This is a genomic window from Methylocystis sp. Uni0008 (genome assembly GCF_056838045.1).
Genome location: NZ_CM166370.1, coordinates 409,048 through 435,804, shown reverse-complemented (window position 1 = coordinate 435,804; position 26,757 = coordinate 409,048). Strand labels below are relative to the sequence as shown.

The following is a 26,757-nucleotide window of genomic DNA, read 5'->3' as shown; positions in this document are numbered from 1 at the left end:
TCGCAGGGGCCTCGCCTGAACGGCGGGGCCTTTCTCACATTCGCGCCGGCAGCTTGTCTTCTTCGGCAAGATTCGAGAAGCGCGTAACTTCCGCCTCGAATGCGAGCTGCACGGTCCCGGTGGGGCCATGGCGCTGCTTGCCGATGATGGCTTCCGCGCGCCCATGCGCGCGCTCCATGTCGGCGATCCACTGAACATGTTCTTCGGTGCCTTCGCGCGGCTCGCGATTGCGAAGGTAATATTCTTCGCGGAACACGAAGATGACGACGTCGGCGTCCTGCTCGATCGAGCCTGACTCGCGCAAGTCCGATAGCTGCGGCCGCTTGTCGTCGCGGCTTTCCACTTGGCGGGAGAGCTGCGAGAGCGCGATGATCGGCACGTTCAATTCTTTCGCGAGCGCCTTGAGGCCTGTCGTGATCTCGGTGAGCTCCTGCACGCGGTTGTCGTTGCGAGAACGCGAACCCGCCAACAGCTGAAGATAGTCGACGACAAGAAGATCAAGGCCCTTCTGACGCTTCAGGCGCCGCGCCCGCGCTGTCAGCTGCGCGATCGAGATGCCGCCGCTCTGGTCGATATAGAAGGGGATGCTCTGCATCTCGCGCGCGGCGTCGGCGATGCGGCGAAAGTCGTCCTCATTGATGTCGCCGCGGCGGATCTTGTAGCTCGGCACGCCGGACTGTTCGGCGATCACGCGAGTCGCCAGCTGTTCGGCCGACATCTCCAAAGAGAAGAAGCCGACGATGCCGCCATTGACGGTTTTGTGAGTCCCGTCGGGTTCGGCTTCGAATTGATAGGCGCTCGCGACATTGAAGGCGATGTTCGTCGCGAGCGCGGTCTTGCCCATGCCCGGTCGACCGGCGACGATGATGAGGTCCGACTTCTGCAGGCCGCCCATCTTCTCGTCGAGGTCGAGGAGGCCGGTGGCGATGCCGGAAAGATGGCCGTCGCGCATGTAGGCGCTGCTGGCCATGTCGAGCGCGGTGGTGAGCGCTTCGGCGAAACGCTGAAAGCCCCCGTCGTACCGGCCGGTCTCCGCGATCGAATAAAGCTGGCGCTCGGCTTCCTCGATCTGCGCGCGCGGCGGCGAATCGATCGGCGAATCATAGGCCGTGTTGACGATGTCCTGGCCGATGACGATCAGCTCGCGGCGAACCGCGAGATCATGAACGGTGCGGCCATAATCCTCGGCGTTGATGATCGTCGTCGCCTCGGCGGCGAGCCGCGCAAGATAAGCCTGCATGGTCACGCCGGCCGGAAGCTCGATGTCGGCGAGGAACGTCTTGAGAGTCACGACGGTCGCGAGCTTGCCGGCGCGAATGAGTTGCGCCGCGACCTCATAGATGCGGCGATGCAAATCTTCCGAGAAGTGCTCGGGCTTCAGGAAATCCGAGACCCTGTCGAACGCGTCATTGTTGACGAGGATCGCGCCGAGCAGCGCTTGCTCGGCCTCGATGTTGTGCGGCGGCGCGCGATAGGCGGGCGCGTCCGGCTGGGCGACCTGAAAGCCGCGCCGGCCCGCCAATTGTTCGATTGGAGGCATCGATGATCGGACTTGTTTGAGACTGTCTTGGACTGCGAACGCGACCTGCGAGCCGAGACGCCGTCAACAATACATTAACGCGTTGGCGCCGCCATATCCTTTTATGCGCAGCGGCAAGTCGCGAGTCTTTTCCACACGGCAAAAAAGATTCCGTCGGCGCGCTGCCGACTCCTCTTGCATTGGGAAAGAATCAGAGGAGATCGACAAAAAGAAACCGGCGGCCCGAAGGCCGCCGGCGAAAGAAGCGCCTCTTGCGGAAGCTTACAGCTCGACGTCGCCGGCTTCAGCCAGGGCCGCGCCGACTTCAAGTCCGAGATCGTCCATCGACGTCTCTTCCTTGAGCGTGACGCTTTCGCCGCGCGCCTGACGCTCCGCCTCTTCGTCGGAACGTGCGACGTTGATGGTGATCGTCACATCGACTTCGGGGTGCAAATGCACCGGCGTCGGATGAAGGCCCAGCGTCTTGATGGGGTGCACCAGAACGATCTGATTGCGATTGACCGAGAAGCCGCCGGCCGTCGCCGCGTCGGCGATGTCGCGCGCCGAAACCGAACCGTAGAGCTGGCCGCTCTCGCCCGCCTGACGAATTATCGTGAAGCTCTGGCCGTTGAGCTTTTCGGCGACGGCTTCGGCTTCCTTCTTCGCCTCGAGATTGCGGGCCTCGATCTGCGCGCGCTGGGTCTCGAAATGCTTCTTGTTGTTTTCGGTCGCCCGCAGCGCCTTGCCGCGCGCCAGCAGGAAATTGCGGGCGTATCCGTCGCGCACGCGAACGGTGTCGCCCATCTGGCCGAGCTTGGCCACGCGTTCAAGCAGAATGACTTCCATCTTTGCTGACTCTCCAGGATTGCGGGCTATGTCGAGAAAAACCGGGCGAAAGTCAATCCGGTTTTTGCATTGCAGTTGGCCCGGGGTCCGTTCTCCGGGCCCGATAGTTGAAGACGAGATCGGCGAGGCCGAGCGCCGCGAAGAACAGAATCGGCCAACCCAGCAGTCCGAGCGTGAAATAGATGATCGCGAGGACGAGGGCGCTCGAGCGCGAGCCGCGAATGAAAATATGCGCGACGGCCAATCCCTGGAAAGCGAGAAGCAATCCCAAGGTCGTCGCGAGCACCAATCCGATCGCGCCTGCGAGCCCTCCGAAGAAGGTCAGCGCGATCCCGCTCAGAAACAGGCCGCCCACAGGCTTCGGCAGCCGGAATTCCTTGGCGATGTCCGGCCAGGGCCGGCCAAGCAGTTTGGAAGCTTCCGCAATCCTCGCGGCGAGCCACAAGTTGATGACGTGGATCAGGAGGCCATAGGCGGCGAGAAAGGCGGGAACGGCGCGCGCGACCGATCCGGAAAGCGTCGTCGGATCGATCTTATCGCCAAGGTCACGCTCCTTGACCATTATGTCGAGGAGGATGAACGCGCGCGCCCGGATGGGGTTCAACGCCTCGTCAAGCGAGCCGAAGACGACTGTGGCGACGATCAGCCAGAGGATGATGGCCGCCGCCAGAAAGGTCGCCGGCGCGAGCGCCGCCCAGGCCGGAAGATGGCTGGTCAGTCTGTCCCTGCCGCCGCGCGGGGCGCCGAGCGCCGCATAGACGGCCGACCAGGCAGGCGCCGCGATCAGGAGCGCGTAGCCCATCCCCACCACCGGATGGGGCCAGAAGGACAGGATAATCGCGGCGAGGATCGCAGCTGTCGCGCCGTGGATCAGACCGAACGCGAAGGCGACGATCATGATCGGCAGCGGCGCGACATGCGCCAAAAGGATTCCGCCGATGCCGCCGCGAACCACGACAGCGAATATGACGGCCGCCGCGATGCCGCCAAGAATGGACACGGCGAAATTCGGCCAGGAAAGGACGCTCTTGTCGGGCAAGATGGGGGTTCCGCTGACGGCGCGTCGCCGCATGGGCATGACGCAAATGCGCGGTCCGACGGACCGTCGACGCAGTGAGGTTTTAGGAGGTCGAAGCCGAAAGGGCAAGGCGGCGCGGCAGCTGCGATTTCGGCGCTTGGTCGTCTCCAAGCGGCTACGCTCGAACAAACCGGAATAGCGAAAGTTATCTCCCTGGAACGTCGAGGCCCTTGAAGCCTCGCCGGCTAGGAGAACGCCAATGAACCGAATGTCTTACGCTTGCGCGGCGGTTGTCGCGGCGGGGCTTGGTTTTTATTCAGCGGCCCGGTGCAAGCCCATCATCGCTTTTTGATCGAGTCGTTTCCGGCCTCCAAGCAGGTCGTCGTCAAGCCGGTGCGACAGATCAAGCTGGTGTTCAAAGGCAAAGCTGACGCCGTGATCTCCACGATCACGCTCAAAGCCAGAAATGGTTTGATTGTCGCCAAGGCCACGCAGAAAGAGGCTTCCAGGGAGTTGGTTCTCGATACGCCTGTTCTGCAGCCGGGCCTTTATGAGGTCGTCTACCGGGTCCTCGCCACGGATGGGGACATCGTGGAGGGTTCGTATCCCTTCATCGTGGAGCAGTTTCTCTCCGCCTAAAGCTCGCGCAGCTCGGGTCCTGGACGCCGCGACAGCGCGCGCCAGGTCCCGGCGAGGCCGAGAGCGATGGTGATGGCGAGCGTCGCCAGGGCGATCAGCGTCGCCGTCCAGGGCAGGAAGGCGAAATCGATCTTCATCAGGATTGTGGTCATGGCGTAGGCGGCGCCGGCGCCGGCGGCGACGGCGATCAGCGAGGCGGCGAGGCCGACAATCCCGAACTCCAACGCATAGGCGGCGGCGAGCCAGGGCCGGGTGGCGCCGAGCGTTTTCAGCACGACTACGTCATGCAACCGTGCGCGCTGGCCGCTGGCGAGCGCGCTCGCGAGGGCCAGGACCGCCGTAACGATGGCGAGTCCGGCAGCTGCGCGCGCGGCGAGCGCCAACTGCCCGGCGATCTTGTCGATCGCGGCCAGGGCGTCCTTCACGCGCACCGAGACGACGTTCGGAAAGCGTTTCGCCGCCTCGCGCGCTAGCCGCGCGTCCTGCGCGTCCCGCGCCGCGGTCGTCGGCGCGCCGTAAGCCACCGTGAAGAGTTCGGTGTAAGGCGCGCCGTTGAAGACGTTGGGCGAAAACACCATGACGAAATTGATGGCGTAGCTGCGCCAGTCCACTTTGCGCAGATTGGCGATTTTTGCGGTTATTTCCCTTCCGAGCACATTGACCCGGATGTCGTCGCCGATCGCCAGACCCAAACCCTCGGCGATCCTCTGCTCCAGCGAAACGAGCGGCGGACCGGCGTAGTCCGACGCCCACCAGTCGCCCTCGGCGAGCATGGAATTCGCCGGAAGCGTCCCGGAAAACGTCACCCCCCGGTCGCCCTCGAGCACCCATTTGGCGTCATCCGCCACGGCGGTCCTGTCGACAGGCGCGTCTTTCACGGCGACGATGCGCCCGCGCATCATCGGCACATGCTCGATGCGCGCGCCTGCCGTTTCCGCCGCGAGAAAATCGGCGAAGGCCTGGGCCTGCGCCTTGGGGACGTCGATGAAGAAGAAATTGGGGATTTCTCCCGCGTCGGCGCGCGCCAACTCCTTGTGGATCGAGCCTTCGACCAGCGCGAGGGCGATGAGCAGGGTCTGCGTCAGGCCGATCGAGATCATCAGCGCCGGCGTCAGGCTCTTGGGCCGCCGGACGTTGGCGAGCGCGAACCGCAGCCGCGCGGCGCGAAGGCGGGGGAAGACGCGAGCAAGCCACATGACGAGCCAGGCCGCCCCGCGCAGCAGGGCGAAGGCTGCGACGGCGGCGGCGACATAGGCGGCGCCGAGCTTGACGTCGAAGGATGCGCCCATGACGAGCGCGGCGAGCGCCAGCGCCGCAAGCCATGCGCCGGCGCGGTAGCGCGCAAGATTCGTGCGCCGCGGATCGTCGCGGAGCAGGGCCGCCACGGGAATCTCATGGGCGCGGCCGAGCGGAACGAGCGCGAACATGAGAACGACCAGCAGTCCGTACAGCGCGCCGTAGAACGCGCCGCGCGCGTCGAGCGACGCCGACACCGGGAGATCGGCGATATCCCGCAAGGCTTCCGCCGCAGCCCAGGGAATCGCTGCGCCGACGAGCAATCCAAGCAGTATGGCGAAGGACGCGGCCGCCAGAACCTCGGCGAGGGCGATCCTGAAGACCCGGGACCCCTCGGCGCCGAGCGCCTTAAGAATCGCGAACTGCGCGCGCTTGCGGTCAACGAAGCCTTGAACGGCGTTGGCGACGCCGGCGCCGCCGGCGACGAGAGCGGTGAGCGCGACGAGCGTGAGCAGCTGGGCGAAGCGGTCGAGATTGCGGGAAAACTGAGGAGAGACAGCGTCGCGCGTCCGCGCTTCCCACCCGGCCTGGGGAAAGGCGTTGGCGGCGTCAGCGGAGAAGGCTTTGAGGTCCGCGTCGCCCGCGGGGCCTTTGAGCGCGATTCGGATGACATGTCTGACGATCGAGCCCGGCGACGTCAGTTCCGCGCGCACGAGCGCGTCGCGCGTCATCATCACGCGAGGTCCGAAGCCGATCCCTCCCGCGAGCTTGTCGGGTTCGCTTCGCAGCATTGCCCGCAGGACGAAGCGCGAGACGCCGATCATCACCGTATCGCCGAGCTTCGCGTCGAGGCGCGCCAGCAGCATCGGATCGACCGCGATCCCCGCGGCGCCGTCCCGCGCCTCGAGCGCCGCGGACAACGGCATCTCAGGTTCGAGCGACACCGCGCCGAGCGCCGGATAGGTTTGCGGATCGACGGCCTTGATCTCGACCAGCGCTGCTTCGCCGTCCTCGCGGCGCACCATCGCCCGCATCAGCGAAACCTCGGAGAGGCGGCCGCGCGCCTCGAAGAAGGCGCGCTGCTCGGGCGAGAACTCGCGCGAGACAAGGCTGAACGAAGCGTCGCCGCCGAGGATGGTTCGGCCTTCCCGCGCCAGTCCCTGCGCCAGCGAGCGCGAAAGTCCGGAGACGCCGGAAATCGCCGCGACGCCAATGACGATGCAGGCGATGAAGACGCCAAAGCCGCGCGGGTCGCCGAGCAGATCGCGCAGGGCGAAGCGCAGCGCGAAGGGCAGGGCGGCGAAGCGTAACGCCGTCATGACGCCGCCGGCTCGGTCGCGTCGATCCGGCCCGAGCGCAGCAGCACCTTACGGCTGCAGCGGGCGGCCAGCGCCGGGTCATGGGTGACGAGCACCAGCGTCGCGCCGCGGCGCTTTTGCTGCGCGAAGACGAGGTCGATCACCGCGGCGCCGGTTTCGGAATCGAGATTGCCCGTGGGCTCGTCCGCCGCGAGGATCAGAGGGTCGGGCGCGAGCGCCCGGGCGAGGGCGACCCTCTGCTGCTCGCCGCCGGAAAGTTGCGCCGGATAGTGCGAGAGGCGTTCCGAGAGCCCAACCGCCGCCAACTCGGCCGCGGCGCGTTCGAAAGCGTCTGACTTCCCGGCGAGCTCCAGTGGAATGGCGACGTTCTCCAGCGCCGTCATAGTTGGGACCAGCTGGAAAGACTGGAAGACGATCCCTATGTTTTCTCCGCGGAAACGCGCCAGCGCGTCTTCCGAAAGCGCGCCGAGATCGCGCCCATCGATCCTGACGCTCCCGGCGTCAGGTCGCTCCAGTCCGGCGAGGGTCATGAGCAAAGTCGATTTGCCGGAGCCGGAGGGACCCAGAAGAGCGAGCGTCTCGCCCTCAGTCACGCTCAGGCTGATATTCTTGAGCACATGCACGCGGGCGGCGCCTTCGCCGAGCGTGAGATCGACGCCCTCAACTTCGATAACTTGTCGCCGCACGGAGCACACACCTTGATTGACGCGCCGCATACGACGCCCGTAGTTCAGTGGCCTTATTGCGCTTTCCGGCGCTGCCTCCAAGTCGTGGCCTTCGCCGCGTTGGCGCTGCTGGGGATCGCGCTGTCCCCCGCGCAAGCGGAGCCCGTACGAATACTGGCGTTCGGCGACAGCCTTACGGCCGGCGCCGGCGTCGCCGCGGAGGATTCGCTGCCGGCGCAGCTCAAACGACGCCTGACCGAAGATGGATATAACGTCGTCGTCGTCCAAGGGGGCGTTTCCGGCGACACCACCACGACCGGGCTCGCGCGTCTGGAATACACGCTCGGAGCCGGCCCGTTCGACGTCGCGATCGTTGAGCTCGGCGCAAACGACATGCTGAACGGGCATGATCCCAAGGTGACCCGCGCCAATCTGGATCAGATTCTCACCGCGCTGCAACAGAAAGGCGTTCGTCCGGTGCTGACGGCCATGGTTTCCAGCGCGAATCACGGGCAAGCTTACAAGCGGGAATTCGATTCGATTTATCCGGATCTTGCCGCCAAACATCAGGTGCCGCTCGTGCCTTTTATTCTGGAAGGCGTCTGGGGTTCGCCCGCGCTTCTCATCGGAGACGGCGTCCATCCGAATGCGGCCGGCGTAGCGAAGATCGTCAAGAAGCTTGCGCCCTATGTTGAAAAAACGCTCGTCTCCATGGGGGCGAGCAAGACTTCGCGCGCGCAATGAGGCGGCGCGATCCCGCTCGGGGAGGATGTCATGCCTAGACTGTTCACGGCCTTGGAGATTCCCCGAACGGTTGCGGATAGCCTCGCGCGGCTGCGTGGCGGCGTGCCTGGCGCCCGCTGGATCGACGTCGAGAACTACCACATTACCCTGCGCTTCATCGGCGATGTCGATGACGCCTTCGCGCGCGACGCGGCGAACGCCCTCTCGTTCGTTTGCCGTCCGGAAGTCACCGTCACCTTCGACCAATTGACGTCATTCGGCGGCGACAAGCCGCGGGCGATCGTCGCCCGCGCCCGGCCGGAGCCGATGCTCATGGATATGCAGGCGGAGCAGGAGCGTCTGCTGCGCCGGCTCGGCGCGCCGCCAGAGGCGCGCAAATTCATCCCGCATGTGACGCTCGCAAGGCTGCGCGGGGCCAGCGCGGGCGCTGTCGCCGCCTATCTCGGCGCGCGCGGCTATTTCCCGCCGCTGCGCTTCACGGCCGAGCGCTTCGTGCTTTATTCGTCGCGCGATTCCGTCGGCGGCGGTCCCTACATCGTCGAGGCGGAATATCCCTTAATGGAGGCGCCGCAGGCGCTGACCGGAACGGCGGGGATTTAACCTCGAGCGGGAAAGATGCTCGCTGCGTCCTTGCGCCGCGTCACTCCTCGACCGGCGCAGGACCTCCAGCGCTCGCGCGCCCTTTCGCGACGATTGACGCAAGGGAGGGGTCTTTCGCGACCGCTTCGGCGATCAATCGGTCCGACGCCTCTTCAATGTCCGTCGAGAGCTTTTCGAAAAACGCGCGCGGCTTCATGCCGGGGGCGATCAGCGGCAGGAATTCGATGACCACCGTTCCCGGCCGCACGATGAAAGACCGGCGCGGCCAGAAGAGTCCCGAGTTCACCGCGACGGGCAGCACCGGCGTATCGGCCGCGGCGTAAAGCTGAGCGATGCCGAACTTGTATTGCGGCGGCGCGCCAGCCGGACGACGGGTGCCTTCCGGGAAAATGAAGAGCTGCCGTCCCTGGGCGAAGATTTTCTTCGATTTGGCGATCAGTTGCGGCAGGAGCTTGCCGCCTTTCGCGCGGTCGATGGCGATCTGCTCGGCCGCCAGTAAATACCAGCCGAAAAAGGGCAACCAGATCAGTTCGTGCTTCAAGATGTAGCTGAAGTCTGGAAATCTGATCGGCAGAACAAAGGTTTCCCAGATCGACTGATGCTTGCAGGCGACGATCACCGCGCCTGCCGGAATGTTCTCGAGCCCGCGCCAGTCGATCTTCGCGCCGCAGATTTTGTCCAGCAGCCACAGATTCGTGCGTCCCCAGGTGCGCCCGAGCTCCTGGTTGATCTGGCGGCGCATCATCAGGCCCGGGAGCCAGATGATCATGAGCGCGAACATGTTCAGGAAGAACAGGATCTGAAAGACGAGCGAGCGCAGAAAGAGCATCAGCGAGATCATGGGGGTCAGGGGACGTCGCGCGCTTTTACGGCGCCTTGGCGCGCCAAAACAAGATTTCACTCATAGGCGACGCTGCGGCGAAGCTGCGGGGGCGCCTCCCCGCCATCATTTTGGCGGAACAGCTTTGTGCGCAGCAGCGAGCCCAGATATTTCACATATTCCTTGCCGATAAAGCGCGCGACCCGCGCGTCGCTGGCCCAGTCGGCGACATTGATATGTTCGCTGACGACTGGAAACGGATAGAGCTCGACGTCCGGCAACGCCGCCGAGATTTCGACGAGCGCCCGCGGCATATGATAGTTCGATGTCACGACGATGAGCGTGCGGGTGATGTTGTGCTCGCGCGCCCAATCGCGCGTTTCTCTTGCGTTGCCGGCCGTGTCGAGCGCCTCGTAACCGAGATCGACGCAGCAGTCGAAGAGTTCGCGCGACATCGGCAGTATTTTCGCGAGAAGCGAGCTGCGCGTCGAAGGATTGACGCCGGTGATCAGCATGCGGTGCGCCTGCCCGGTCGCGAGAAGAGTCGCCGCGTCGAGCACGCGGTCCGAGCCGCCGGTCAGCGCGACGACGCCCTCCGCCCGTCCCGGAATGGCGAACTCCTCGCGCGGCAAAGACAGCGCGAAGCCGGCGTAGCCCATGACGAGCGCCGCGCCGAGGAACGCTCCGCTGGCGACGATCCCATAGGCCGCCTTGCGGAAGGCGCTGAAACCTCTGTTCACTCCCTGGCGCGCGGGGGTCGTCAATCTTGGGGTCCTTCGCCCATGCTTCCTGACATGAACGCGCGAGGCGCGATTCTGAGGCGACTATAGGCTGAATTAAGCGTTAATGTTATCGGCCTCGCCGCTCAGGCTGCGCAGCTCAGCCGAGCCGCTGCAGGTGACGTAGCACAATGAACTGCGAGAGGTAGCCGGTCAGCGCGGCGACTCCGCCCGCGAGCAGAACGATGACCACGAAACCGCCCGGACCGATTGTGAAATCGCCAAACATCGCCTCCATCTGATCGCCGCCGCCGGTCGCGCGCCACCGCTGCGCGATGAACTGCGCCACAGCGAAAAAGGCGATCGCGCCGCCGCCGCCGATCAGAGCGCCGCGCAATCCCAGCGCCATGAAGCGGCGCTGGAATTCCCTCGCTATGAAAGAGTCGGCGGCGCCGACGATGTGCAGCACTTCCACGATCTCGCGGTTTGTCGCGACGGCGGCGCGGGTCGCTGAAGCGACCGCGACAGCCATCGCCGCAAGGATCAGGACGAACACCAGAGCGGCCGAGGCCACGGCCGCGCGCGCCATATCGCCGAGACGCTCGATGAACACATGGTGATCGTCGAGCACGGCGCTGGGGACGACGCGCTCGAGCTCCATGCGCAGACGGTCGAGATCAGCCCTGTTCTGCGTGTCGAGTTTGAGCACGATCATGCGGGGCGTCGGCAGTTCAGAAAGGTCCAGGCCTTCGCCGAGCCAGGGCGTCAGCAGCGCCTCGGATTCCGATTTGGCGTAGATCCGCGCCTCCCGCACGCCAGGCTGCCGGCGCATCGCCTCCGCCGCTTCCATGAGGTCCGCTTCGATGTCCCGGCCGGCGACCGGACGCACCTGCACGGTCGCCTCGCGCGCGACGTCGCTGCGCCATTCGACGCTCGCGTCGGCGACGAGAATCGCGACGTTGGCGGCGAGCGCCGCGAGGAACGTCATGATGGCGATGACGATGACGAGCGAACGTCCGGCGACAGAGTCGGCAGGCACGAGCGCGCTCTGCGCCGGCATGTCCTCTGCGTCTTCGTCGACGTCCGACGCTGCTAGGCGAGTCGAAGACCAAAATCGCATGACTGCCGTCGTCCGCTCATTCGAAAATGTGGAGCCTTCCGTCGGCGAGCACGAGCCGACGCGCTTCATCATATTGATCCATAAGGCTCAAGTCATGAGTTGCGATGATGACGGCGGTTCCGGATTTATGCAGCTCGATAAAGAGGCGCAGGATGCGGCGCGCCAGCGTGGGGTCGACATTGCCGGTCGGCTCGTCCGCGAGCAGCAATTTTGGTTGCGAAATCAGCGCCCGAGCGATCGCGGCGCGCTGCTTTTCGCCGCCCGAAAGGATTGTCGGGAAGGCGTGCGCGCGCTCGCCGAGGCCGACCCAGCGCAAGAGTTCGATCACCTCGGCGCGGTAGCCCGACTCTTCGCGGCCGAGCACGCGCAGGGGCAGGGCGACGTTTTCGTAGAGCGTCAGATGATCGAGCAGGCGGAAGTCCTGAAAGACGACGCCAATCTTGCGGCGCGTTTCGGCGACATCCTCATTGCTGAGCGCCGCCGTGTCCTTGCCGAAGATGTTGATCAATCCCCGCGTCGGCCGCAGCGCCATGATGATCAGGCGCATCAAGGTGGTCTTGCCTGCCCCTGACGGGCCGGTCAGAAATTGGAACGAACGCGGGGCGATCTGGAAATTGATGTCGCGGAGCGTTTCGGCCCCGACGCCATAGCGCAAGCCGACATTCTCGAAGGTCAACACGAAGCCGTCTCTCCCAAAGATGGCCCCAAACGGCAGGGGTTCGAAGGATGCCCGGGACGCATGAGCGCCGCGCCACAATAGCAGTTCATCCCTGCTTCGCCATAACCCCCTGATGTTCTCCTGTCACGGAGCTTTTCCTGCGCTGCGCAGGCGCGGCGGGAGATCGGCGAGAGCCCCGCGCCGTCGCGCTAGGCGTCCGCCTGGCGCTCTTCCAGAGGCAGCACGAAGCTGAAGATCGTTCCGCCGCCGGGGTTGGGCTCCGCCCAGATCTTCCCCCTGTGCGCCTCGATGATCGCGCGCGATATCGAGAGTCCGACCCCGAGACCATGAGGCTTCGTGGTCGTGAACTGTTCAAACAGCCTGTCATTGATCTCCTGGGGCAGTCCTGGACCGGTGTCGGCGACGTCGACGCGGATGAGCTTGGCTTCGACCAGACGAGTCGACACTCTCATTTCCCGTCGCTCGCAGTTCTGCATCGCCTCGATCGCATTGCGCTTGAGATTGACGACGACCTGCTGGATCTGAACCTTGTTGATGACGACCGTGTCCGGCGACGCCTCGAGATCGATCGTCGTTTTGACGTTGTGCTCCTTGGCGATAGCGTCGGTAAATTCGCAGGCGGTTCTAACAACCGCGTTCAAATTCTGCGGCGTTCTTACGGTTTCTCCGCGCGCGATAAACTGCCGAAGGTTGTCGATGATTTCAGAGGCGCGAAACACTTGCGCATTCGCGCCGTCCAGCATTTCCTCGACCTTCGCGACCGAGAAATCTTTCTGCTTCAATTGGCGATGCGCGAAATTGATGTAGGCGGCGATCGCCGCCAAAGGCTGTTTGAGTTCGTGCGCCAGGCCGGCAGCCATATTTTCCATCAAGTCGAACCTGTTCGTCTGCAGCTCATGGAGCCGACGTTCGAACCGGCGCGTCTGGCTGAGGTCGTGAATAAGGCCGACGAACACGCGCTTGCCTTGGGTCTCGGCGACGCTCACGCCAAGCTCCATCGGGAATATGGAGCCGTCCTTGCGCATGCCTTCAACCTGGCGGCCGATGCCGATGATCTTCGGCGCGCCGGTACGGCGATATTCGCTGATGTAGGAATCGTGCTTTCCGCGGTCTGGCTCGGGCATCAGCATTCGCACGTTCTGGCCGATGACTTCAGAAGGCGTAAATCCGAACAGCTTGGCCGCCGCCGGGTTCATCGACAGCACCACGCCTCGCTCGTCGATGGTGATGACGCCATCCACGACCGCATTCACGATTGCGGTCAGGTAGCTATCATCTTCTCGCGCGCCAGCGGCGCGGCCGCGAACGTCCTCAGTTGCGGAACTCGGCGCAACCGGCGGAGCCTTGAGGTTAGGGAAGTTCATGGTTTCTTCCGGGAGAGGCGCAAAGACGCCATACGTGCTCCCAACTCGCGGTAGCTAGGCGATTTCAGCGCAAGGTCAACCCCGCGCCGCGCCCGCGCGCATTTCCAACCCCGGAGAAATGGCCTAAGCAGGCGCCATGTCGCCGCCTCAAGCTCCAGCGCCGCTCTTTTTCATCAACGCCCGGCTAATCGATCCCGGCTCAGGGCGCGAAATGCGCGGCGGTCTCGTGACGCAGGACGGTCTCATCGCCGCTGTCGGCGACTCCGTTCGGCAGGGCGATGCTCCAGATGGCGCGCGCGTCATCGACTGCGCTGGCGACGTCGTCGCGCCCGGCCTCATCGACATGCAGGCCTTCGTCGGCGAGCCTGGCGCGGAGCATCGCGAAACCATCGCCAGCGCCACGCTCGCCGCCGCTGCGGGCGGCGTGACGACGCTCGTGTCCACGGCGGCGACGCTGCCGCCCGTCGACGATCCAGCGGTAGTCGACTTCGTTCTGCGCCGGGCGCGCGACACCGGGCGCGTGCGCGTCGCGCCGATGGCGGCGCTCACCAGGGGCCGCGACGGCAAGGAGATCGCCGAACTCGGCCTGCTCCAGCAGGCGGGCGCCGTCGCCTTCTGCGATGGCGCCCGCTCGGTGCGAAACGCGCTCGTGATGCGCAGGGCGCTCACTTACGCGCGCGATTTCGACGCGCTCGTCGTCCATTTCGCCGAAGACCCGGATCTTGGCGTCGGCGTCATGAACGAGGGGGATTTTGCGCATCGGCTCGGCCTCTCGGGCGCGCCGCGCGAAGCCGAGGCGATCATGCTCGATCGCGACCTGCGGCTCGTCGCATTGACCGGCGCGCGCTACCACGCGGCGATCGTGACCACGACCTTGTCGCTGGACGCCTTGTGGAAAGCCAAGGACGATGGACTGCCCGTAACCTGCGGGACCTCGATCAACCACCTGACGCTGAACGAAAGCGACATCGGCGACTACCGCACGTTCCTCAAGCTCAGGCCGCCGCTTCGCCACGAGGATGAACGTAAGGCGCTCGTTCGCGCGCTCGGGGACGGCCTGATCGACGTGATCGTGTCCGACCACGATCCTCAGGACGTCGAGACGAAACGGTTGCCATTCGCGGAAGCGGAGTATGGGGCGATCGGCGTCGAGACGATGCTGGCGGCGGGGCTTCGGCTCGTTCACTCGGGCGACGTGACGCTGATCCGTTTGCTGGAGGCTATGACCTCGCGGCCGGCGGATATTCTCGGCCTGCGGCAGGGCAGACTGAAAAAAGGCGCGCCCGCGGACATTATCCGCTTCGATCCTGACTCGCCTTTCGTCGTCGATCCCGCCGCGCTCCACTCCCGCTCCAAGAACACGCCATTTGATGGCGCGCTGCTCCAGGGCGTCGTCAAGACGACCCTCGTCGCGGGCGAGATCGCCTACGAGGACGAGTCCTAGAGGCGAGAACGCCCGGCTGATCTAACGGCTTCAACGATGATCAGCAGGAACGGCGCTCCCAGAATCCAGGCGGGGACGAACCAGGCATAGTTCTCCATGACAGCTCTCCATTGGTCGAACCCCAGCGCGGCTTAAACTGCGTTGGCTCAGCGAGGTTCCGACGCGCGCTGATTTTTGAAGCGGTCTATCGCGCTCACGCCAATGCGGCGGCGAATTTGTGTCTCGCCTTCAGCGCCTCCATGCTGAGCCACACGCCGGCTCCAGCCCCAATGAAATGAGCAACTAGCAAGTTAAAGTTCGCCATTAAGATGAAGACGTCGAGCGCGCGGACGATCTTGTCCGGATCGGTGATCGCAATCCCCGGCGGCTGGGACACCGTCTTGGCGACGAGCAAGGCGATGCTCAACCCCACGCCGACGAACGACACGACGGCGCCAAGCACGTTGACGAGCGAACCGACGCCGAGAAACCACAACGCCGTGGGTTGATCTGCCGCGAGCATGCTCGCCGGATCGCTCATCAACCTGCCGGAGGCGACGGTCGAGAAGAAGTCGAGGAAGAGCGACGCCAACAACAGCGCCAGTCCGACATATCCCCAGTGGATCGGGTCGCTGACCCAGATCGTCGAGCTGATCGACTGCCCGACGGCTCCGAAGGCCAGGAGCGGCGCGCTCAGGAACGCCAGGATGAAATCCACCCAAAATCCGATCCACCCCATGAGGCGGATGCGCCGGCCGAGATCCTGGCCCAGAAGCGCCGACTGCGGAGAGAGCGTCGCCAGGTTTCTCGGCGGGGCGGAGGCGACAAGCGCGGTGGACGTCGTATGTCGCGCGGGCCCCGCCAATGCGACGAAGCCGAGATAAGCGATCAGGCCGGCCGGAAGCGTGAAGGCGGCGATCCGGTTCATGGCCCGCCAGAAGTCGGCAAAGACCGGATCCGCCAGCCCTGGCGATCCGATCGAGAGCCCCAGAACGTCAAGCGAAGCGCCGCTGAACAGCGCTTCCAGGCCGCCGCTGACGATCAGCAGGCCCGCGGCCGCATAGATCAACTGGCGCAGCGGATAGGCCGCGAAGCGCCTCCGGGCGGGACCCCAGGTGAAAGGGTAGCTGGGAAACCAAGCGCGCCAAAAATACTGAAGGGCGAGCAGCAGAACGACGAGCGCGGCGAAGTTCAGCGACAGATTCGTCAGCGCACCGCCGAGCGAAGGCTCCCAGAGACGCAGTCCCCAGCCGACGAGAACGAGCATCGCGAAGAGCGCTGCGAACGCCCAATCGATCGGATCGTCGAAGAAATCGTACGTCAACTCATGAAGTCGCAATTGGCCCCCGCCAAAGAGTCAGTTGGCGCGTGGGCCGGCGATTTCAATGTGCAGCGCTCTAGTCAAGCGCCGCGCAAAGTCAGAAGGCGCTTGCGGACAGACGAGAGCTTCTAGCCCTTTATGCTCCGGGAGTTGGCCCGTGGCTCTTGAGGAATGTGTGAGCCGCCATAAGAAGGTACAGCCGCTTCTACGAATTAGGAGTGAATTTATGAAAGCGCTTTTCGCCGCAACCGCCGTTTTCGTCACAATGGCCCTTTGTTCCAGCGCTCTGGCGCAAATCCCTGGCTTCCCGAAGGATGAGCCTTACGCGTCGGCGCGCAAGGTTCTCGTGAAAAAGGGCTGGAAGCCCGTCCATGAGCCGGAGGCGGGATTTGTCTGTCAGAAGGACGATCCGCGCTGCAAGGGACGGCCCGAGACCGTCTCTTGCGCCGGAACGGGGAACGCCAATTGTATTTTTCGCTGGAAGCGCAAGGGCGTGGTGATCGACGTCATTACGGTGGGCGAAACGACGCCGGTGATTACGGAAGTGACCTGCCATTCCGGATGCAGCTGATCTCTGAACGCAGATCCAAACATTTCGCTGCGATAAGGAGCACCAAGGAGCCTTTGGGAGTGGGACAGGTGGCACAGGCGACGATGGGATTATACGCCATCATGCGGGACGGCCGGGGCGGCTGGTTGCGAAGCGCGGAAAGGCGCGCCATTATCTCTACATGGCAAAAGGCTCCAAAAAAACCCTCGGCGCTAGCGAAGTCCGGAAACTTGCGGGTCGTGTGCTTACGAACGCCCCCAAGGTTCTTGGCGTTACGAAAGACGGCGTGCGCATTTTGAAGCCGAAAGGCGAAGCGACGCACTTCTCAGCAAAGGAAATTCGTGACGCCATCGCAACGGTACGCGCCGCCAAGCGGGCGGGATGAAGGATAAGGACGTTTTTATCAATTGTCCGTTTTCGCCGGACTACGAAGAGTTTTTCCAGGCGATCGTCTTCGCTGTCGTGAGATCTGGCTATACGCCGCGTTGCGCTAGTGTCCTGTCCCAGAAATTACTAGCCACGTTTTCGCGATTGTGATTCCTTCGGCCCAGGCGGGATTCGGGAGGGCGGCATGGCGAGGGACGGAGCGACCAAAGCGAGCAAGATTAAGCTCAGCGAGAACGAACGGGAATACCTCAAAAGGCTCGTCCGGCGACGCAAGGTGGCGCGTGGGCATGCGCAACGCGCGGAGATCGTGTTGCGGGCCGCTGACGGGCTCAACAACTGCGAGATCGCGGCTGCGGTCGGTGTAACGCGGCAGACCGTGCGCACATGGCGCGAGCGTTTCGCCAAGCACCGTCTCGATGGTCTCGACGATGAGCCGCGCTGTGGCGCGCCACGCAAGATCGGCGACGACCGCGTTGAGGAGATCGTGACCAGGACACTCGAAACGCAGCCCAAGAACGCGACGCACTGGAGCACGCGCGGCATGGCGAAAGCATCGGGCGTGTCGACTTCGTCGGTTCATCGCATTTGGCGTGCATTCTCCCTACAGCCGCATCGCACCGAGACTTTCAAGCTCTCGACCGACCCGCAGTTCGTCGAGAAAGTGCGCGACATCGTTGGCCTCTATCTCGATCCGCCCGACAAGGCGCTGGTGATATGCGTGGATGAAAAGAGCCAAATACAAGCGCTTGATCGAACGCAGCCGCTGCTGCCGATGCGCCCTGGACAAGTCGAGCGGCGCACGCACGACTACGACCGCCACGGCACTACGACGCTCTTTGCCGGCTTCATCGCTGCTGTCACGGCTGAGACGACCGTGAAGGCTGGCAGTGTGATCGGCACATGCATGCCGCGCCATCGCGCGCAGGAGTTCCGCAAGTTTCTCGACGAAGTGGAGAGCAACGTTCCCGCCGGCCTCGACATTCACGTCGTGATGGACAACGCTTCGAGCCATAAGACGCAAGTGATCCGCAACTGGTTCGCCAAGCGGCCCCACTGGCACATGCATTTCACGCCGACATCGTCGTCGTGGATCAATCAGGTCGAACGCTTCTTCGCGCTGCTGGCCGAAAAGCAGATCAAGCGAGGCGCGCACAAGTCCGTCAAAGACCTCATCGCCGCCATCAAGGCTTTCCTCGCCCAACAGAACGCTGATCCGAAGCCGCTGCGCTGGACCAAGTCAGCCGACGACATTCTGGCCTCCATCGAACGCTTCTGCCGTCGCACCCTCGACCTCCAAGCCAAAGCTGGATAGAAACTTCTGAATCAGGACGCTAGAGAAAATGACGATGGCGGCGAGGCGCGGATCGAAAAGATATGCCGCATTATTCGCGAATGCCGGTATGGCGTTCACGATATTTCCAACACCGAGCTGGACCCGGCGTCTGGTTTGCCGCGCTTCAACATGCCCCTTGAACTGGGCCTTTTCTTGGGCGCGCGCAATTTCGGGCCTAAACGTTCGCGAAAGAAGGCGCTCATTTTCGACAGACAAAAATATCGCTATCAGCAATTCATCTCGGACATCGCCGGGCAGGATATTCATGCGCATGAGGGAAAAATCGACAGGCTTGTTGAAGAGATCGCGACTTGGTTTCGCGACGAGGCCGGGGATGCGCTCGTGCCCGGAGGGCGGGCGATAGCGGCCGAATTCAAACGCTTTCAAGCGGATTTGCCGGAGATATTGGAGGTCCGGAAGCTGGAGCCCCAGGAGTTGACGTTTAAGGACTTCCATACGTTAGCGGCGAACTGGATCGTGGCCGACAGCCGGGATTCGTGACAGGGGAGCCGCGACCCCTTGCCCTCCGCCTTCATTGCCCTTAAACCCCCGCCGCACGCGGGGAAGGCCCCGCCAAAGCCGGAACAAGGATCATGGCCAAGGAAAAGTTTTCACGCACGAAGCCGCACTGCAACATTGGGACGATTGGACACGTCGACCATGGCAAGACGTCTTTGACGGCGGCGATCACCAAGGTTCTGGCGGAGACGGGCGGCGCGACCTTTACGGCCTATGACCAGATCGACAAGGCGCCCGAAGAGAAGGCGCGCGGCATCACGATTTCGACGGCGCATGTCGAATATGAGACGCAGAACCGCCATTACGCCCATGTCGACTGCCCCGGCCACGCGGACTATGTGAAGAACATGATCACCGGCGCGGCGCAGATGGACGGCGCGATCCTCGTCGTCTCGGCCGCCGACGGCCCGATGCCGCAGACCCGCGAGCATATCCTCTTGGCCCGTCAGGTCGGCGTGCCGGCGCTCGTCGTGTTCCTCAACAAGGTCGACATGGTCGACGATCCGGAGCTTTTAGAGCTCGTCGAGCTCGAAGTGCGCGAACTGCTCTCGAAGTATGAATTCCCCGGCGACGACATTCCGATCACCAAGGGTTCGGCGCTGTGCGCGCTCGAGGGCAAGAACCCCGAGATCGGCCATGACGCGATCCTGAAGCTGATGCAGACGGTCGACGCTTATATTCCGCAGCCGGAGCGTCCGAAGGATCAGCCGTTCCTGATGCCGGTCGAGGACGTGTTCTCGATTTCCGGCCGCGGCACGGTGGTGACGGGGCGCATCGAGCGCGGCGTGATCAAGGTGGGCGAGGAAGTCGAGATCGTCGGCATCCGTCCGACGACGAAGTCGACGGTGACGGGCGTCGAGATGTTCCGCAAGCTCTTGGATCAGGGCGAGGCGGGCGACAACGTCGGCTGCCTGCTGCGCGGCACGAAGCGCGAGGACGTTGAGCGCGGCCAGGTGCTGTGCAAGCCGGGCTCGGTGAAGCCGCATACGAAGTTCAAGGCCGAGGCGTATATCCTGACGAAGGAAGAGGGCGGCCGTCATACGCCGTTCTTCACCAACTACCGCCCGCAGTTCTATTTCCGCACGACGGACGTGACCGGCATCGTCACGCTTCCCGAGGGCGTGGAGATGGTGATGCCGGGCGACAATGTGACGATGGAAGTCGCGCTGATCGTGCCGATCGCCATGGAGGAGAAGCTGCGCTTCGCCATCCGTGAAGGCGGCCGCACCGTTGGAGCCGGCGTCGTCGCCTCGATCATTGAGTGATCGATGCGACAACGGCATGCGATCAACCGCATTCCTGTGCGGCGCTGGCGTCGTCGCCAGCATCATCGAATGATCGATCGTAGCGCGCTAAAGTAAAAAGGGGCAGGAGCCGCGCTCTTGCCCCTTTATTTTTGGACCATTCAGTTTCAGACAGCGGCGAGGGATTGAGATCCGTCATGCCTTCGGTAGTAAAAGTTGAACGCACGCACAAGCGCTGGTCGACGATGTCGATCGCGACGATCCGCATGCCGGATGGAACGACGGTGCTGCGCGACGTCGAGGACCATGGCTGCGCGGCGGCCGTGCTGCCTTACGATCCCGAGCGCAAGACCGCGCTGCTCGTGGCGCAGCTGCGCGCCGCGGAGCTGATCGCCGTCGGCGCGACGGAGTCGCTCGAGACGATCGCCGGTCTCGTCGAGGGCGAGGATGACGCAGCCGCCACGGCGAGACGCGAAGCGCTCGAAGAAGGCGGACTGCGGCTCGGCGCCCTTGAACATGTCGCAACCGCCTGGTCGATGCCGGGCGTCTCGACCGAGCGCATGGCGCTCTATCTCGCCGAATATCGCGCGGAGGATCGCGTCGGCGACGGCGGCGGCGTCGCTCATGAAAGCGAAGAGGTTCGCGTCGTCGAAATGAGTCTCAAGGAACTCGCGGCGCTGATGGCGGGCGACGGCTTCGTCGACATGAAGACGCTGGCGCTTGTTCAGGCGCTGCGTCTTCGGCGTCCCGAACTCTTCGACTAACGCAACCGCTCACGCGCGGGCGGACGATGTTTCGCTCAACAGCCGGACGTCGTCACGCCCGGCGCCAGCCGCAGCGCGCCGCAGAGATCGCGCGACTGAAAGTCGTCCATCATTTTTCGGGTTATGACGCTGGTTGAGCCTGGAACTTGCATGACCGGCGTCGGCGCGCCCGTCGGCCCCGTCAAATAGTCGGAGAAATAGCCGTCGTCGTAATAGGGCGGCGGCGGCGCGACGCGATGGACGCGCGCACGCGCGCCGCGCACGCGCGTATCGGCGGCGGCCGGGGCCGTCAGACCAATGACACAGGCGACGGCGACGAGAATCGGTCGAGTGAGAGACCTGCCCATGGCGTTGTCCTCCTGAAGGCAGGATATAGCCGTCCGGGCGCTTAGACCAAGCCTCATGCAAAAAGCGCCGGCGCCTCGACGGTCACCACGAGGATCTCCGGCGGGCGCATGAAGCGCACCGGCAGGATCGACTCGCCGAGCCCCGCCGAAATGACCATGTGGCGGTCGTCTTCGACGATGTGGCCGTAAATATGCTTCGTGTTCCAGCGCCACTCCGTGAAAACGGGACCAGCGAAGGGAAGATTGACCTGCCCGCCATGCGTGTGGCCGCAGAGCGTCAGCGCGACGCGCTGCGGCACGCGCGGAAAGATGAAAGGCTCATGCGCCATCAGAATGGCGGGCGCGTCGTCTGTGACGCGCGCGAGAGTCCCGTCGAGGTCGTCATGGCCGCGCCAGCCCTTACCTTCGCGAAGCGTCGTCGCCATTTGGTCGCCGAGCCCCAGCAGCCAGAAGCCGGCGCCGTTCTTCTCGAGCCGGAGCGCGTCATTTTCATAAAGGCGCGCGCCCATCTGCTTTAGTGCGCGCCGCGCGCCTTCGGCGTCGTCCGGCGCGTCGCCAGGCAGAGGTCCGTGCCACCAGTCATGATTGCCGAGAACGGCGTGAATGCCGAGCGGCGCTTTGAGATCGACCAGCGCCTCGCCCCATTGTTCGGGCGTGACGCGCCCCGTCGCCAGATGCGTGCCGCCGGCGAAGTCGCCGAGCAGGACCGTCAGATCCGGCTGCAGAGCGTTGGCGACGCCGACGATCTCGCGAATGCGCGAGACAGGCATCCAGGGCTCGCAGGCATGCAGATCGGTGATGACGCAGACGCGCAGAGTCAGGCCAGCCGGCCACCGCTTCGGCGTCACGCGGCGGCGCGTCACGTCGAGGATGAAGTTCGGCTCGATGACGACGGAATAGGCGCCGAGGCCGCCGCCGATCGCCGCGCCGAGAATCATGCCTGATTGCCAGCGCAGGAACGCGCGACGGCTGATCATTTCCTATCCTTCGTCCGCGTCCGCCCGCTCGACGCGGAGGACCGGCTGCGACGAAGGAGTCTTATATCAGGCGGCGAGTTCGTCTCCCAGAAGCACCGCGGGCAGGCGGCGCTCGTCGAGGCGCTCCACCGGGGTCGTGGGCTGCGAGGCGAACTGCTCGACCTCCAGCGCCGCGGCGACAGCGGAAATGCCGATCTCGCGGTAGAGACGCGCGAGAAGGTCATGAGGATGGCCGCCGGACTGGGGCTCGTTGAACTCGACAGAATACTTGTCCGACATGGTTGCGCTCGACGCTAGGAGGGGGACTCAAAAGGGCGTTTTCCTAGGATTGTCCTCAGTAAGTTAACGAGCCGCTAAGGAATCGAGGGCCGGTCGCCGCCGCTCGAAGTTTTTTTGGGGATGCGCGACAGGCGTTGCATTCGCTGCAAATTTGCGAAGAATGCGGCCGAGCCGCCGAGATGGCGGCGGTCACGCGAGTCTTTGATCCTATGCGACGTCATCTTCCGCCCGAACCCTGGTCGAAAGTCGCGCTCTGGAGCCGACGCTTCGCGATTTTCGCCGCGACTGTGGCGATTTTGTCGATTCTTTTGGGGCGAATTGGCGCCATTGACCCGCCTTCGGCGCTGGCGTCGCTTGGCGGCGCGATGGCCCTGGCGCTGATCGCTCTGCTTCTGTTTTTCGCCGCCTGCAACGTGATCTGGCGAGAGGGACGGCGCGGCGCGGGGGCGGCGACGGCCGCGTTCTTTCTCGCGGCGCTGACCCTGGGCTATCCGGCCTATCTGGCGTTCGAGGCGGTGCGCCTGCCGGTGCTTTCCGACATTTCGACGGATGTCGCCGATCCGCCGCATTTCTCCTACTCCCGGGCCGCTTTCGATGCGCGTAGCGGCTTCCAGCCGCCGGGCCTGCCGGCGCGCGCGCGTGAGGCGCAGCGGCCGGCCTATCCAGACGTCGAGCCGATCGTCGTCGATCTCGACACCGACGAAGCCTTCGCTCTGGTGCTGAAGACGGCCAAGGCGCAAGGCTGGACGCTTGTCGACAAACGGCCGCCGGGCGCGCGCAGCGGCGACGGGCACATCGATTTCATCGACAAGACTCTCGTCATGGGCTTCGACGACGACATCACCGTCCGCTTCAAGCCGCTGCCGGGCCAGACTCGGATCGACCTGCGGTCGGCGTCGCGCTACGGACGCCATGACTTCGGCGCGAACGCCAAAAGAATCACCGCTTTCGCCGAGGAACTGCAGTCGCAACTCGACGCGCGCTGACGCGCTCCCCAAATTGACAGGAAGGCGAGACGCTCGTTTTCAGCGGCGTCTTGGATTATTCTGCACGGCGAAGCTTAGCGACGGGAGCGGTGAAATGGTTGAGGAAAGCGGCGGCGGCGCAGTGAACGCCCCAGCGGTTCCGCCTTTCACCCGCGACCAGGAACTCACCGCCTATCGGGAAATGCTGCTCATCCGGCGCTTCGAAGAAAAGGCCGGACAGCTCTACGGCATGGGCGTCATCGGCGGATTCTGTCACCTCTACATCGGTCAGGAAGCTGTCGTCGTCGGCGTGAAGATGGCGGCGCGCGCCGGCGACCAGTTCACGACGAGCTACCGCGATCACGGACATATGCTCGCCTCGGGCATGGAGCCGAAGGGCGTGATGGCCGAGCTTGCCGGAAAGCGTCACGGCTATTCGAAGGGCAAGGGCGGCTCGATGCACATGTTCTCGCACGAGAAGAGCTTCTACGGCGGCCATGGCATCGTCGGCGCGCCGGCGCCGATCGGGGCGGGCGTCGCCTTCGCCAACGCCTACCGCGGCGACGGCCGCGTTTCGCTCACCTTTTTTGGCGAAGGCGCGTCCAACCAGGGCCAGGTCTATGAGGCCTTCAATATGGCGGCGCTCTGGAAACTGCCGGTGGTCTTCATCGTCGAGAACAACCGCTATGCGATGGGCACGGAGATTTCCCGCGCCTCGGCGCAGATCGACTTCTCGAAACGCGGCGCGGCTTTCGCCATCCCCGGCAAGCAGATCGACGGCATGGACGTGCGCATCGTCAAGGCGGCGGCGGATGAGGCGATCGCATGGTGCCGCAATGGCAATGGCCCCTATCTCATAGAGGCGCAGACCTATCGCTATCGCGGCCACTCCATGTCGGATCCCGCGAAATACCGCTCCAAGGAAGAAGTGCAGAAGATGCGCGAGGAGCATGATCCGATCGAACAAGTGCGCGTGCGCCTCATCGCAGACGGCGTGAGCGAGGAAGAACTCAAGAAAATCGACGCCAATGCGCGCAAGATCGTCTCCGAGGCCGCCGATTTCGCGATGGCGGACAAGGAGCCGGATCCGAGCGAATTGTGGACCGACGTGCTCGCGTGAGAGATTGATTTAATGACCGTCAACGTTCTCATGCCCGCCCTGTCGCCGACGATGGAGCAGGGCAAGCTCGCCAAATGGCTCAAGTCGGAAGGCGACGAGGTGAAGGCCGGCGACGTCATCGCCGAAATCGAGACCGACAAGGCGACGATGGAGGTCGAGGCCGTCGACGAAGGCGTGCTGGCGCGCATCCTCGTTCCGGGCGGGACCGAGAATGTCGCCGTCAACACGCCGATCGCGGTGATCGCCGAGGAAGGCGAAAGCGTCGCCGACACCGCCGACCATGCGCCGATCGCGGGCGTCGGCGAAGAGGACAAGGCCCAGAAACAAGCCGAAGCGGCGCCGCCCGTGCCGGGACAGACCGCGCCACAGGACGAACCCGGCGAAGCCAACAAGGCCGCGACGAAAGCCGCGGTCGAGGCTGCGACGCCGACGCAAAAGGCGACGAGCGTCGCCAGGGAAATATCCGCGACCGTCGCTCCCGAGGTGCCCGAAGGCACGGCGATGGTCGCCATGACCATGCGCGAAGCCTTGCGCGACGCGATGGCCGAGGAGATGCGGCGCGACCCCGCCGTCTTCGTGATCGGCGAAGAAGTCGCCGAGTATCAGGGCGCCTACAAAGTCACGCAGGGCCTTTTGCAGGAATTCGGCGCGAAGCGCGTCGTCGATACGCCGATCACGGAATACGGCTTCGCCGGCGTCGGCGTCGGCGCGGCGTTCGCGGGATTGCGGCCGATCGTCGAATTCATGACGTTCAACTTCTCGATGCAGGCGATCGATCACATCGTCAATTCGGCGGCGAAGACGCTGTATATGTCGGGCGGACAGATCCGTTGCCCGATCGTCTTTCGCGGACCGAACGGCGCCGCCGCCCGCGTCGCGGCCCAGCACAGTCAGGATTATTCCGCCTGGTATTCGCAGGTGCCGGGACTGATCGTCATCGCGCCGTCGAACGCCAGCGACGCGAAGGGCCTGCTGAAGGCGGCCATCCGCAACGACAATCCGGTCGTGTTTCTCGAAAACGAGATTCTCTACGGCAAGACCTCGGAAGTGCCGGCGCTCGAGGATTTCGTCCTGCCGATCGGCAAGGCGCGCATCGCGCGGCCCGGCAAGGACGTGACGCTCGTCTCCTTCTCCATCGGCATGACCTATGCGCTCCAGGCCGCTGACGAACTCGCAAGGGAAGGCATCGAAGCCGAGGTGATCGATCTGCGCACGCTGCGGCCGATGGACACCGAGACGGTGATCGAATCGGTGAAAAAGACCGGCCGCTGCGTCGCGATTGAAGAGGGCTGGCCGCAGTGCGGCGTGTCGGCCGAGATCGCCACGCGCGTTCAGGCCGAGGCCTTCGATTATCTCGACGCGCCGGTGCTGCGCGTCACCGGCAAGGACACGCCGATGCCTTACGCCGCCAATCTCGAAAAGCTCGCCCTGCCGAGCGTGCCTGAAGTCGTCACGGCCGCGAAGGCGGTGTTGTATCGGTGATCCAAATCACCAACGAATGTAATTGCGCCTTCCTATCTACCGATCGGGCGAAAATCGTCTGCGATCACCTGCTATAATGTCTAACGGCGTTAGTTGGAATGAGCCTTCCGTCCAATCAAGACAAACGTAGCATCATATGGCTTGCACGGCCGAACATGTGTTTGTACGTGCTTGATCGAGCCAAGATCCCGGTTGGCCTCATCATTCTAGTGGATAAAATCTGACGATTGAGTCCTTTGAGGGATTCCTATCGCTTATTGCGCGTGCGAGTCTGGGTGATGCGCACGGGAATCTCCATCACGTTGTCGTCGGCCGATCGGAAGCGGCTTCAGACCATCGTTAAGGACCGGAACGCGGCTCAAAAGCATGTCTGGCGAGCCGGGATCGTTCTGCTTTCCGCCGACGGCGTCGGCACGAACGAGATCATGCGCCAGACCGGCACGTCGAAGACCTGCGTCTGGCGCTGGCAGGCGCGGTTCATGGAGGAAGGCGTTGACGGCCTTCTTCGCGACAAGACCCGCCCGTCTCGCGTTCGACCGCTCGGGCAGGACGTCGCCGAACGGATCGTCGCCTTGACGCAGCAAGAGCCGCCTTGCGAAGCGACGCATTGGACCGGCGCGATGATGGCGAAGGCCGTCGGCGTTTCCGTCAGCTCGGTTCAGCGCATCTGGCGCGCGCACGGGCTTCAGCCACACCGCCTGCGCCTGTTCAAGCTCTCCAACGATCCGGACTTCGTCACGAAATTGTGAGTGCCGGTC

General features: G+C 64.0%; 27 protein-coding genes and 1 pseudogene. 13 read left to right on the top strand and 15 right to left on the bottom strand.

Translation table 11 applies throughout. The features are described 5' to 3' along the window. Nucleotides 1–34: 34 nt before the first annotated feature. The 3 genes from AC0X69_RS02160 to AC0X69_RS02150 all read right to left on the bottom strand — a co-directional run bounded on the left by AC0X69_RS02160 (nt 35) and on the right by AC0X69_RS02150 (nt 3,404). The gene (locus AC0X69_RS02160; RefSeq protein WP_482610842.1) at nt 35–1,540 is read right to left on the bottom strand and encodes a replicative DNA helicase; all 1,506 of its coding nucleotides are present in this window, start codon (nt 1,538–1,540) and stop codon (nt 35–37) included. 261 nt (nt 1,541–1,801) lie between these two features. Next, complete coding sequence (gene rplI / locus AC0X69_RS02155) at nt 1,802–2,365, bottom strand: 50S ribosomal protein L9 (protein WP_482610840.1); 564 nt, start codon at nt 2,363–2,365, stop codon at nt 1,802–1,804. Between the two features lie 52 nt (nt 2,366–2,417). Further along, complete coding sequence (locus AC0X69_RS02150; RefSeq protein WP_482610838.1) at nt 2,418–3,404, bottom strand: DUF2232 domain-containing protein; 987 nt, start codon at nt 3,402–3,404, stop codon at nt 2,418–2,420. A 258-nt stretch (nt 3,405–3,662) separates the two neighbouring features. Between AC0X69_RS02150 and AC0X69_RS02145 the strand changes: the two genes are divergently transcribed. Beyond that, the gene (locus AC0X69_RS02145) at nt 3,663–4,022 is read left to right on the top strand and encodes a copper resistance CopC family protein (RefSeq protein WP_482610836.1); all 360 of its coding nucleotides are present in this window, start codon (nt 3,663–3,665) and stop codon (nt 4,020–4,022) included. Here the strand turns inward: AC0X69_RS02145 and AC0X69_RS02140 are convergent. Both AC0X69_RS02140 and AC0X69_RS02135 read right to left on the bottom strand, forming a co-directional pair. Continuing rightward, a complete protein-coding gene (locus AC0X69_RS02140) occupies nt 4,019–6,577 on the bottom strand; it encodes an ABC transporter permease (protein ID WP_482610834.1) in 2,559 nt (852 codons plus the stop codon). The two genes, AC0X69_RS02145 and AC0X69_RS02140, sit on opposite strands and share 4 nt — an antisense overlap. Beyond that, nucleotides 6,574–7,293, bottom strand: a complete 720-nt coding sequence (locus AC0X69_RS02135) for an ABC transporter ATP-binding protein (RefSeq protein ID WP_482610832.1) — start codon at nt 7,291–7,293, stop codon at nt 6,574–6,576. Before AC0X69_RS02135 ends, AC0X69_RS02140 begins: the two co-directional genes overlap by 4 nt. Here AC0X69_RS02135 and AC0X69_RS02130 point away from each other — a divergent pair. Both AC0X69_RS02130 and thpR read left to right on the top strand, forming a co-directional pair. Continuing rightward, the gene (locus AC0X69_RS02130; RefSeq protein ID WP_482610830.1) at nt 7,276–7,986 is read left to right on the top strand and encodes an arylesterase; all 711 of its coding nucleotides are present in this window, start codon (nt 7,276–7,278) and stop codon (nt 7,984–7,986) included. The two genes, AC0X69_RS02135 and AC0X69_RS02130, sit on opposite strands and share 18 nt — an antisense overlap. Before the next feature lie 30 nt (nt 7,987–8,016). Beyond that, complete coding sequence (thpR, locus tag AC0X69_RS02125) at nt 8,017–8,586, top strand: RNA 2',3'-cyclic phosphodiesterase (protein WP_482610828.1); 570 nt, start codon at nt 8,017–8,019, stop codon at nt 8,584–8,586. Nucleotides 8,587–8,626: 40 nt separating this feature from the next. On the opposite strand, the gene AC0X69_RS02120 is transcribed toward thpR, so the two are convergent. The 5 genes from AC0X69_RS02120 to AC0X69_RS02100 form a co-directional block, all read right to left on the bottom strand. Further along, nucleotides 8,627–9,415 (bottom strand): lysophospholipid acyltransferase family protein, encoded by a 789-nt coding sequence (locus AC0X69_RS02120; protein ID WP_482610826.1) that lies wholly within the window; start codon nt 9,413–9,415, stop codon nt 8,627–8,629. A 68-nt stretch (nt 9,416–9,483) separates the two neighbouring features. Then, nucleotides 9,484–10,146 (bottom strand): YdcF family protein, encoded by a 663-nt coding sequence (locus AC0X69_RS02115; RefSeq protein WP_482610824.1) that lies wholly within the window; start codon nt 10,144–10,146, stop codon nt 9,484–9,486. Nucleotides 10,147–10,285: 139 nt separating this feature from the next. Continuing rightward, nucleotides 10,286–11,245, bottom strand: coding sequence for a cell division protein FtsX (locus AC0X69_RS02110; protein ID WP_482610822.1), 960 nt, complete (start codon nt 11,243–11,245; stop codon nt 10,286–10,288). Between the two features lie 16 nt (nt 11,246–11,261). After that, complete coding sequence (ftsE, locus tag AC0X69_RS02105; RefSeq protein WP_482610820.1) at nt 11,262–11,924, bottom strand: cell division ATP-binding protein FtsE; 663 nt, start codon at nt 11,922–11,924, stop codon at nt 11,262–11,264. 188 nt (nt 11,925–12,112) lie between these two features. Beyond that, nucleotides 12,113–13,288 (bottom strand): two-component system sensor histidine kinase NtrB, encoded by a 1,176-nt coding sequence (locus tag AC0X69_RS02100; protein WP_482610818.1) that lies wholly within the window; start codon nt 13,286–13,288, stop codon nt 12,113–12,115. Nucleotides 13,289–13,424: 136 nt separating this feature from the next. Here AC0X69_RS02100 and pyrC point away from each other — a divergent pair, with 136 nt between their 5' ends. Then, nucleotides 13,425–14,732: a dihydroorotase gene (gene pyrC, locus AC0X69_RS02095; RefSeq protein WP_482610816.1), complete on the top strand. Its 1,308-nt coding sequence runs from the start codon at nt 13,425–13,427 to the stop codon at nt 14,730–14,732. 193 nt (nt 14,733–14,925) lie between these two features. Here the strand turns inward: pyrC and AC0X69_RS02090 are convergent, their stop codons facing one another. Further along, nucleotides 14,926–16,035, bottom strand: coding sequence for a DUF3611 family protein (locus AC0X69_RS02090; protein ID WP_482610814.1), 1,110 nt, complete (start codon nt 16,033–16,035; stop codon nt 14,926–14,928). Nucleotides 16,036–16,258: 223 nt separating this feature from the next. Here AC0X69_RS02090 and AC0X69_RS02085 point away from each other — a divergent pair, with 223 nt between their 5' ends. The 3 genes from AC0X69_RS02085 to AC0X69_RS02075 all read left to right on the top strand — a co-directional run bounded on the left by AC0X69_RS02085 (nt 16,259) and on the right by AC0X69_RS02075 (nt 18,281). After that, on the top strand, nt 16,259–16,603 hold the full coding sequence (locus tag AC0X69_RS02085) for a hypothetical protein (RefSeq protein WP_482610812.1): 345 nt from the start codon (nt 16,259–16,261) through the stop codon (nt 16,601–16,603). A gap of 160 nt (nt 16,604–16,763) precedes the next feature. Continuing rightward, complete coding sequence (locus AC0X69_RS02080; RefSeq protein ID WP_482610810.1) at nt 16,764–16,967, top strand: hypothetical protein; 204 nt, start codon at nt 16,764–16,766, stop codon at nt 16,965–16,967. A gap of 186 nt (nt 16,968–17,153) precedes the next feature. Next, the gene (locus tag AC0X69_RS02075; RefSeq protein ID WP_482608352.1) at nt 17,154–18,281 is read left to right on the top strand and encodes an IS630 family transposase; all 1,128 of its coding nucleotides are present in this window, start codon (nt 17,154–17,156) and stop codon (nt 18,279–18,281) included. On the opposite strand, the gene AC0X69_RS02070 is transcribed toward AC0X69_RS02075, so the two are convergent. Next, nucleotides 18,207–18,689: a hypothetical protein gene (locus AC0X69_RS02070; RefSeq protein WP_482610808.1), complete on the bottom strand. Its 483-nt coding sequence runs from the start codon at nt 18,687–18,689 to the stop codon at nt 18,207–18,209. The two genes, AC0X69_RS02075 and AC0X69_RS02070, sit on opposite strands and share 75 nt — an antisense overlap. Before the next feature lie 206 nt (nt 18,690–18,895). On the opposite strand from AC0X69_RS02070, the gene tuf reads away from it, so the two are divergent. Beyond that, entirely contained in the window at nt 18,896–20,086 is a 1,191-nt protein-coding gene (gene tuf, locus AC0X69_RS02065) for an elongation factor Tu (protein WP_482608388.1), read from the top strand. Nucleotides 20,087–20,262: 176 nt separating this feature from the next. Further along, nucleotides 20,263–20,829, top strand: a complete 567-nt coding sequence (locus AC0X69_RS02060; protein WP_482610806.1) for an NUDIX domain-containing protein — start codon at nt 20,263–20,265, stop codon at nt 20,827–20,829. Nucleotides 20,830–20,864: 35 nt separating this feature from the next. Here AC0X69_RS02060 and AC0X69_RS02055 read toward each other — a convergent pair whose 3' ends face one another. The 3 genes from AC0X69_RS02055 to AC0X69_RS02045 all read right to left on the bottom strand — a co-directional run bounded on the left by AC0X69_RS02055 (nt 20,865) and on the right by AC0X69_RS02045 (nt 22,432). After that, complete coding sequence (locus AC0X69_RS02055; RefSeq protein WP_482610804.1) at nt 20,865–21,176, bottom strand: TonB-dependent receptor plug domain-containing protein; 312 nt, start codon at nt 21,174–21,176, stop codon at nt 20,865–20,867. Nucleotides 21,177–21,229: 53 nt separating this feature from the next. Then, nucleotides 21,230–22,153: a metallophosphoesterase gene (locus AC0X69_RS02050; protein WP_482610803.1), complete on the bottom strand. Its 924-nt coding sequence runs from the start codon at nt 22,151–22,153 to the stop codon at nt 21,230–21,232. A 66-nt stretch (nt 22,154–22,219) separates the two neighbouring features. Continuing rightward, complete coding sequence (locus AC0X69_RS02045) at nt 22,220–22,432, bottom strand: hypothetical protein (RefSeq protein WP_482610801.1); 213 nt, start codon at nt 22,430–22,432, stop codon at nt 22,220–22,222. 209 nt (nt 22,433–22,641) lie between these two features. Here AC0X69_RS02045 and AC0X69_RS02040 point away from each other — a divergent pair, with 209 nt between their 5' ends. The 4 genes and pseudogenes from AC0X69_RS02040 to AC0X69_RS02025 form a co-directional block, all read left to right on the top strand. Then, nucleotides 22,642–23,418, top strand: coding sequence for a DUF1499 domain-containing protein (locus AC0X69_RS02040; RefSeq protein ID WP_482610799.1), 777 nt, complete (start codon nt 22,642–22,644; stop codon nt 23,416–23,418). A 94-nt stretch (nt 23,419–23,512) separates the two neighbouring features. Next, nucleotides 23,513–24,517 (top strand): pyruvate dehydrogenase (acetyl-transferring) E1 component subunit alpha, encoded by a 1,005-nt coding sequence (gene pdhA / locus AC0X69_RS02035; RefSeq protein ID WP_482610797.1) that lies wholly within the window; start codon nt 23,513–23,515, stop codon nt 24,515–24,517. Nucleotides 24,518–24,529: 12 nt separating this feature from the next. Further along, nucleotides 24,530–25,999, top strand: a complete 1,470-nt coding sequence (locus tag AC0X69_RS02030) for a pyruvate dehydrogenase complex E1 component subunit beta (protein ID WP_482610795.1) — start codon at nt 24,530–24,532, stop codon at nt 25,997–25,999. 278 nt (nt 26,000–26,277) lie between these two features. Then, a pseudogene (locus AC0X69_RS02025) lies at nt 26,278–26,745 on the top strand (helix-turn-helix domain-containing protein); the annotation flags it as partial. Nucleotides 26,746–26,757: the final 12 nt, after the last annotated feature.